A 7,684-nucleotide genomic window follows, 5' to 3' on the forward strand; every position below is an offset into this window, starting at 1 on the left:
CGTCATGGCAGCTGATCCCCGGTTCACGGCACTGTGGAGCGAGGACGAGCTCATCCCGTACCCGCGCGAGGCGTGGCTGGAGGGCGGGTTCAGCCCCGACCTGCTCCCCGCCGGTGATGAGATCCCGCTCGACGTGGCGGTCGTCTACACCGCCTTCCTCGAAGGCGACATCGAGCTGTACGACACCATCCAGGTCAGCACCTCCGACGGTTCGCTGGACGTCCGGCTGATCGTGGTGGGCGCGGTCGCCGACAACCCCGACCTGCTCTACGTGCTGGACCCGCGCAACGGCGAGATCCTCCAGTTCGACCTGGACCAGCAGGACATCCAGGGCGTCAACAGCAGCTTCCGCACCTTCGTCGAGTTCCTCTACCAGTTCGCGCTCTTCGTCGAGGCGGACGAGGGCAAGGCGGGGCGGGCCGAGCGGGCCGAGACGCTGCGGATGGTGCTGGAGAGCATCGACCCGGCCGCGTTCGCCCCGGACGGTTGGTGGCCGCTGGTGATCAGCCAGTTGAAGTGACGCTCCGGCAGGCCCGGATCGCCCGGAGTGTGGTGTGCACGTCGAACTGGTGACCGTCGTCGCTGTCCCAGCCGCCGTCGCTGCGCTGGGTCTCGGCGAGCCGGCGGCGGGCCGAGACCAGCAGCCACTGCTCCTCGCCCACCTCGACCCGGCGCAGCGTCGCGGCCAGCCAGGCGATGTCGGCCGGGGACATCTTCGGGATCCGCTCGGCCAGCACGGCCTGGATCCGCGCGGACTCGTAGTACATCTCCTGCCGGTGCAGCACGGCCGCGCTCAGCCAGCCGGCGGGCAGGAAGGACGGCCAGCCGCCGTCGGGGGCGAGCTGCGCGGCGACCGCGTGCGCCGCCGCCTGCACCACCCCGGCGTACGCGCCGCCGACGCGGTGGTCGAGCGGGCCGGCGGCGCGGGCGTCCAGGCCGGCCACGGTCAGCCAGAAGCCGGCGTTGGCGGTGAGGTAGAACCGGGCCTCCGGATCGCCCGGCCGGGCCCACTCCGGGGCGAAGCCGGCCAGCGACGGGTCCTCGTCCCAGCCGCCGTCGGGAAGCTGGCGGGCGGCGAGCCAGTCCAGCGCGTGCCGGGCCGCCGGGCGGCCGAGGGCGCCGAGGTCGTCCAGCTCGGCCAGGCGGAAGCAGGTCGCGTCGACGGAGCCGACGGCACCGTCCAGGACGGCCGGCCAGCCGCCGTCGGGCGTCTGCCCGGCCTCGGCGGCGTCGAGCAGCTCGACCGGCACCGGCGCGCCGGTGCGCAGCCGGGAGAGACGCGCGCGGTCCACCGCGTCCCCGTGCGCCACGACGAAGCCGATAGCGGCGTCCATGTCCACCACGGCGGTCACGCTACCTGCGTAAAGGTGATCGCGCCTCGGGGAATCGGCCGAGGCCGGGGCGGGTGAGTGGCCCGCCGCCGGCCCCGGCCGTCGCTCAGTACGCGGGCAGCGAGGGATCGATCTGCTTGATCCAGGAGAGCACACCACCCTGGACGTGCACCGCGTCGCGGAACCCGGCCGCCTTGAGGGCGGCGAGCGCCTCGGCGGAGCGGACGCCGGACTTGCAGTGCAGCACGATCTGCCGGTCCTGCGGCAGCGTCGCCAGCGCCTCGCCGGAGATGATGTCGCCCTTGGGGATCAGCGTGGCGCCGGGGATGCGGACGATCTCGTACTCGGCGGGCTCGCGGACGTCGACCAGGAAGATGTCCTTGCCGGCGTCCTGCCACTCCTTGAGTTCCAGGGCGGTGATGGTGGCGTCGACCACCGCCTCCTGCGCCTCCTCGGAGACCGCGCCGCAGAAGTCCTCGTAGTCCTCCAGCAGGTCGGTGACCGTCGGGTTCTCGCCGCAGAGCACGCAGTTCGGGTCCTTGCGGACCTTGATCTTGCGGTACGACATCTCCAGGGCGTCGTAGACCATCAGCCGGCCGACCAGCGGCTCGCCGATGCCGGTGAGCAGCTTGATCGCCTCGTTGACCTGGATCGAGCCGATCGAGGCGCAGAGCACGCCGAGCACGCCGCCCTCGGCGCAGGAGGGGACCATGCCGGGCGGCGGGGGCTCCGGGTAGAGGCAGCGGTAGCACGGGCCGTGCTCGGCCCAGAACACCGACGCCTGGCCGTCGAAGCGGTAGATCGAACCCCAGACGTACGGCTTGCCCAGCAGCACCGCCGCGTCGTTGACCATGTAGCGGGTGGCGAAGTTGTCGGTGCCGTCGACGATCAGGTCGTACTCGGCGAAGATCTCGCGGACGTTCTCGCGGTCCAGCGCGGTGTTGTGGATCCGCACGTTCACCAGCGGGTTGATCTCGCGGATCGACGCCGCGGCGGACTCCGCCTTCGGGCGGCCGACGTCGGAGACGCCGTGGATGACCTGCCGCTGGAGGTTGGACTCGTCGACGGTGTCGAAGTCGATGATGCCGAGCGTGCCGACGCCGGCCGCGGCGAGGTAGAGCAGGGCGGGTGAGCCGAGACCGCCGGCGCCGACACACAGCACCCGGGCGTTCTTCAGCCGCTTCTGCCCCGCGACCCCGACGTCCGGGATGATCAGGTGGCGCGAGTAGCGGCGGATCTCGTCAACGGTCAGCTCGGCGGCGGGCTCGACGAGCGGGGGCAGCGACACGGTGGACTCCCCGGGATCGGCTGGTGGCGAACCGCGCCATTGTCGCTCGCCGGAGGTCCGGTCGGCCATGAGCAGTGACACGTAGCCCGACATGCGGGAGCGGGAATAACTCAGACACCGGGGACGAGCGGGCCCTCATGGCGCACCCCGTCGACGTACGGCCAGGCGTTGGCGACGCAGCCGTCCAGGCCGTACGTCTGCTGCTGCATGACCGGGGCCGGCGCGCCGGGGCCGGGGCAGGCCTCGTGCTCCTCGCCGAACTCGTGGCCGACCTCGTGGTTGACCACGTACGTCCGGTAGACGGCCAGCGGGGCACCGTAGTCGGGCACCGCGTCCATCCAGCGGGCCAGGTTGATGATCACCTGACCGGGCAGCCGGCAGGAGGTGTACCCCTCGGTCATCAACCCGCCCTCGGCGCACATCTGCTCGGAGGTGGCCGGGGTGGCCAGGTAGACGGTGAAGTCGGCGGCGGCGGCCTCGGGCACCCGCTGCACCCGCAGTTCGCCGGAGGCGATCCAGCTGCGCCGGTCGGCGAGCGCCTCGTCCACGGTGTCGGCGAAGAGGTCGACGTCCTGCCCGCTGCCCTCCTCGACCGCCACCCGGTAGCGGCGCAGCGGGCCGTCGTACCCGCGCACCGGCGAGCGGCCGTCGGCGGCGGCGAAGCGACCGGAGCCGCTGGTCGGGTACGCGGCGGGCGCGGCGGCTTGGCTGGCGCCGAACGCGTGTGGCCGGGACAGCCCGGCGGACGCGGGGACGGACGGCCCGTCGTCGGCCCGGACGAGGGCGACGCCGGCGACGGTCGCGCCGAGCGCCACCAGGCCGAGCAGGGCGGCACGCCGCCGGCGGCGGCGCATCCGGACCAGCCCGGGTCGGGTGTCGCCGGCGGGTCGGGCGGGGTCGGCCTGGTCGGCCGGGTCCGGTTCGCCACCCTCGGCGAGCGGGGAGAACGGGGTCACCCGATCAGCATGACAGACTAATCGGGCATATCAGCGCTTTTCAGGTCAGCAACGTGAGTATGTTTCAGATCGCGTGGCGGGGCTCAGACCGGACGGCCGGTGTACGGCCGCCCGTCGAGGTACGGCCACGGGTTGGCGGTGCAGCCGTCCAGGAAGAGCGACTGCTGCTGCATCACCGGCGCCGGCCGGCCCGGCCCCGGGCAGCGCTCGTGGCGGTGCCCCAACTGGTGCCCCACCTCGTGGTTGACCACGTAGGTGCGGTAGAGCGACAACGGCACACCGGCCCGCACAAAGTGCGGCACCGAGGTCCGCCACCGATCCAGGTTGATGATCACCTTCCCCGACGCCCGGCACGACGTGTACGGCCGGCCGCCCACCCGGATGTCCACTCCCCCGGCCCGGCACATCCGCCCCGCCGTGTTCGCCGTGGCCAGGTAGATCGTGAAGTCGTACGCCTGGCCCGCCGACACCCGGCGCAGCCGCAGTCGCCCACTGTCCACCCAGCTCCCCGGCCCGGCCAGCGCCGCCTGCGCCTCGTCGGAGAAGGCGTGCACGTCCTCACCGGAGCCGTTCTCCACCGCCACCCGGTACCGCTGCACCGGGCCACCCCGCCCCAGCACCGGACCGGCCCGGTCGTCGTACCCGAAACTGCCCCGCCCGGCGGACGGCACCGGGCCCGCGAGCTGGAGCAGCGGGGCCGGGCTGGTCGCGGACGGGCTCGGGGTGACGACCGGCAACGGCGACGGGGTGAGCGGCGCGGCGGCCTGCTCCGGGGCCGGCGTCCCGGCGGCGAGCGTCTCGGCCAGGGCACCGGGACGGCCGGCGGAGAGCGCCCCGCCCGCACCGACCACCACCACCGCGAGCATCCCCAGCAGCAGGAGTGTCCAGCGACGGCCTCCGACGGGCGCGCGGCGGCCACGCGGGGTCGCACGCACGCGGTGACCGTGGGGGAGGAACTCGGGCATCCGGGTCATCCTGCCATGTCGGAGGGTCGCCCGGCCTCCTCCGTTTCGGCGAGCAGGTGCAGCACCGCCCGCGCCACCGTGCGCGGCACCTCCACCTGCGCGACGTGGCCGACCCCTTCGAGCATCATCAGCCGGCTGTCCGGGATCGCCCGGGCCGCCTGCGGCGCCACCCGCACATCCACCAGCTTGTCCTGCAGGCCGCCCACCACCAGCGTCGGGGCCTGCACCGCCGCCGCGATCCGCCACATCGACCCCGCGCCCGGCAGGTACGAGCGCAGGAAGCTGGAGACCAGGCCGCGGAACGTCCGGACGTACGCGGCGGCGTAGTGCGCGGCCTCGTAGCGCACCCGGATCTCCTCCAGCGCCTCCTGCCGGCGCTGCTCACTGATCCGGGTCAGGTCGGCGAAGCACGCCTCCAGCACCTGCTGGGCCATCACCTCGGGGGCGAGCTGGGCCAGCCGCCAGGCCGCCAGCCGCTCCCCGCGCGGGATGGCCAGCAGCGGCAGCATCCGCCCCTGCAACGAGCGGCGGAAGTCCAGGAACGGCAGCGCCGGGGAGACCAGCGTGAGGGTACGCACCAGCTCCGGCCGCAGCCCCGCCACGTGCACCGCGATCGCCCCGCCGAGGGAGTTGCCGAACAGGTGCACCGACCCCCGGTCGGAGTGCTCGATCCAGCGGACCACCCGCTCGGCGAAGGCCGGGATCGTGTAGCGCCGCCCCGGCTCGCTGCGCCCGAAACCGGGCAGGTCGATGGCCTGTCCGTCGAGCCGGTGGGCGAGCAGGCCGGCCAGGTCCGTCCAGTTCTGCGACGAGCCGCCCAGCCCGTGCACGTACAGCGCCGGCTCCGCGTCCGCACTCGTGGCCGGGGTGTCCCGGACGTAGGTGACCGTGCCGTCGAGGCGTACCTCCCGGCCCGGCCAGGGTGGCGGAACGTGGTGCGGGGGCAGCAGGTGCTCGGGCCAGAGGGCGGCTCGCTTCATGCCTCCAGTGTGCCCATCGCGACCCGCCGGCGAACCCGCGCCGCTCAGGCCAGCAACGCCTCCAGGCGCCGGTTGACGGCGGCCAGCGTCGCGCGGACCACCGCCTGCCGGGGGTCACCGGCGACCAGCGCGGAGCCGGCCAGCTGCTCGACCCAGCCGTCGCAGACCAGCAGCACCACCACCGTGGCGACCTCGCAGTTGCCGAACGGCACCACCGCGGCGTGCTCGACGAAGCACCGCCCGCGCTCGGCCGCGCCGTCGGCGCCCCGCAGCAGGTGGTCCACCGCCGCCGCGGCAGCGACCGCGCAGAGTCGCAGGACGTACCCGTCCACCGCCGGCCCGGTGGAGTGCCCGGCCGCCGTCTCGCCGCCGGCCAGCAGGCGTACCTCGACGGTGGCGTCGAGACCGAAGGTGCTCACCTGGACGTGGTCGATCACCACCCGCGGCCCCGGCGCGCCGCCGGTGTCCAGCGGTCGGGAGGGCGCCGTCTCCGTCGTGGTCATCTGCCCGCCGGAGTACGACGTGCCGAGCGTGACCGGGCTGCCGGTGGCCGGCGGCGCGGAGGCCGCGCTCGCCTCCTCCACACTGGCCCGCCCCCGGTGCGCGGAGACCTGCCGGCGCCGGCGCGGCACCCCCTCGACCGTGCCCGGGTAGTCCTCGACCCGGCCGGGCGCGGGGGCGGCGGTGGCCGCCTCGGCCGTCGGGCGGGCCCCGGGCGGCTGGTCGGCGACGCCGCGCCCGGTGCCGGCGGGTGCGCGACCCGGATCGGACGGATCGGCGGAACGGGACCGCCTCGACGGGCCGGACCCGGGCTCCTGCCGGCGCAGGTCGCCGGGGCGGGACTCCGGGTCGCGCGGCCGGGCGGGCGCTTCGCCGGGGCGCGGCTCGGCGCCCCGCGGCTCGGGCGCCCGGTTCTCGGGCGTGCGGGCCTCGGGCGCGCGGGTCTCGGCGGAGCGGCGGCGCAACGGCGCCGGGGCGGCCGTCGTGCCGGGCAGGTTCTGCGGGGCCGCGGCCAGCCCCATCCGCTCCTGGAGCAGTCGGGCCACCATCCGGCTCACCTCGGCCGGGTCGGCCCCGTCGGCGAGGTCCAGCCGGAGGCTGTGCGCGCCGGCCGGGGTACGGCGCAACGCGGCGTCGCGCACGCCGGCCACCTCCCGGACGGCGTCCAGGATGGCGTTGACGTCGAAGCCCTCCGGCCGCTCCCGCAGCGGGGCGGGCTCGTCGTCGCGGCGCAGGTGGGTGGCGATGCGGGCGAGTTCCGGGGTCTCGGCGGGTGGCTCCACGGCTGGCGGCTCCGGCACAACGGGCACGTCCGGCTCGGCGGGGACGCGCTGCGGCAGCACCACCGCCCCGGGCTCCGGCGTCCCGTCCTCCACGGCCGGCTCGGCCGGAGGCGCCGGATCGGGTGCGGAGCGGCGGGCCGCGTAGGGGGGTGCGCTCGTCGGAGCGGGCGCGGAGGAGGTGGGGTCCAGGCGGCGTGGCCCGCTCCTGGCGGGGTCCGGCGCGGCGCCGGGACCGGTGGGGGTCGACTGGTGGCCGGAGAGCTCCGCCGGGGCGCCGGCGGTCTCCGCCGGCACGGATCGGAGCCGGAACGGCCGGTCGGCCCGGTCGGTGGTCGGACTGCTGTCGACGGCCGGCGCCTGGGCGGGGGCGGGCGGCGCGCTGTAGGGGGCGGCCGCGCCGGCCGGAGGAGCGCTCCGGGGCGCGGCGGCCGGCGGCTCGACCGGCGACGCGGCGGTGGGCGTCGAGCCGTAGGACCCGGTGCTCGGTGCGGCGCGGTACGAGGCCCCGGTCTCCACCCGGCTGTACCACCCGGTGCCGGGCGCCGGGCCGTAGGAACCGGGGGTCGATGCCGAGCCGTAGGACGCGGGGGTCGGTGCCGAGCCGGAGGGCTCGGTGCTCGGTGCCGAGTTGTAGGGCTCGGTGCTCGGTGCCGAACCGTACGACCCGGTTGACGGCGCCGAGCCGTAGGAACCGCTGGTCGGTGGCGCGCCGTAGGCCGTACCCGTCGGGGGTTCGCCGTGCGGCGCGGCGGCGGGCGGGGCACTGGCGGGCGGGGCGCTGGCGGGGGCGACGGCGGGGGGCGCGCTGGCGGGCGCGACGGCCGGCGTGCGCGGCGAGCAGCTCGGTGAGCGCGAACGGGTTGCCGCCGGTGCGCCGCCAG

The 7,684-nt window shown here is 75.5% G+C and carries 7 protein-coding genes; 1 reads left to right on the forward strand and 6 read right to left on the reverse strand.

The features are described from left to right. The first annotated feature begins 4 nt into the window (after nucleotides 1-4). Nucleotides 5-520: an SUKH-4 family immunity protein gene (locus tag V6U89_RS05050; RefSeq protein WP_334569393.1), complete on the forward strand. Its 516-nt coding sequence runs from the start codon at nucleotides 5-7 to the stop codon at nucleotides 518-520. Here V6U89_RS05050 and V6U89_RS05055 read toward each other — a convergent pair. The 6 genes from V6U89_RS05055 to V6U89_RS05080 form a co-directional block, all read right to left on the reverse strand. Then, nucleotides 504-1,334 (reverse strand): prenyltransferase/squalene oxidase repeat-containing protein, encoded by an 831-nt coding sequence (locus V6U89_RS05055; protein ID WP_334569437.1) that lies wholly within the window; start codon nucleotides 1,332-1,334, stop codon nucleotides 504-506. The two genes, V6U89_RS05050 and V6U89_RS05055, sit on opposite strands and share 17 nt — an antisense overlap. Nucleotides 1,335-1,437: 103 nt before the next feature. Next, complete coding sequence (gene moeZ / locus V6U89_RS05060) at nucleotides 1,438-2,688, reverse strand: adenylyltransferase/sulfurtransferase MoeZ (RefSeq protein WP_442933866.1); 1,251 nt, start codon at nucleotides 2,686-2,688, stop codon at nucleotides 1,438-1,440. Nucleotides 2,689-2,729: 41 nt separating this feature from the next. Further along, nucleotides 2,730-3,575, reverse strand: a complete 846-nt coding sequence (locus V6U89_RS05065) for a DUF3152 domain-containing protein (protein ID WP_334569395.1) — start codon at nucleotides 3,573-3,575, stop codon at nucleotides 2,730-2,732. 83 nt (nucleotides 3,576-3,658) lie between these two features. After that, a complete protein-coding gene (locus tag V6U89_RS05070; RefSeq protein ID WP_334569396.1) occupies nucleotides 3,659-4,510 on the reverse strand; it encodes a DUF3152 domain-containing protein in 852 nt (283 codons plus the stop codon). A 35-nt stretch (nucleotides 4,511-4,545) separates the two neighbouring features. Continuing rightward, nucleotides 4,546-5,520: an alpha/beta fold hydrolase gene (locus tag V6U89_RS05075; RefSeq protein ID WP_334569397.1), complete on the reverse strand. Its 975-nt coding sequence runs from the start codon at nucleotides 5,518-5,520 to the stop codon at nucleotides 4,546-4,548. Between the two features lie 44 nt (nucleotides 5,521-5,564). Next, nucleotides 5,565-7,319 carry a Daple gene (locus V6U89_RS05080; RefSeq protein WP_442933867.1) on the reverse strand — a complete coding sequence of 585 codons (1,755 nt, stop codon included), beginning with the start codon at nucleotides 7,317-7,319 and terminating at the stop codon, nucleotides 5,565-5,567. Nucleotides 7,320-7,684: the final 365 nt, after the last annotated feature.

This window comes from Micromonospora sp. CPCC 206171, assembly GCF_036906755.1.
Lineage (GTDB): Bacteria > Actinomycetota > Actinomycetes > Mycobacteriales > Micromonosporaceae > Micromonospora > Micromonospora purpureochromogenes.

What these genes read in the sequence shown, in the direction of transcription:
- moeZ (WP_442933866.1), bottom strand. Translation starts at nt 2,688, where the DNA reads ATGGCCGACCGGACCTCCGGCGAGCGACAATGGCGCGGTTCGCCACCA.
- V6U89_RS05055 (WP_334569437.1), bottom strand. Translation starts at nt 1,334, where the DNA reads ATGGACGCCGCTATCGGCTTCGTCGTGGCGCACGGGGACGCGGTGGAC.
- V6U89_RS05050 (WP_334569393.1), top strand. Translation starts at nt 5, where the DNA reads ATGGCAGCTGATCCCCGGTTCACGGCACTGTGGAGCGAGGACGAGCTC.
- V6U89_RS05075 (WP_334569397.1), bottom strand. Translation starts at nt 5,520, where the DNA reads ATGAAGCGAGCCGCCCTCTGGCCCGAGCACCTGCTGCCCCCGCACCAC.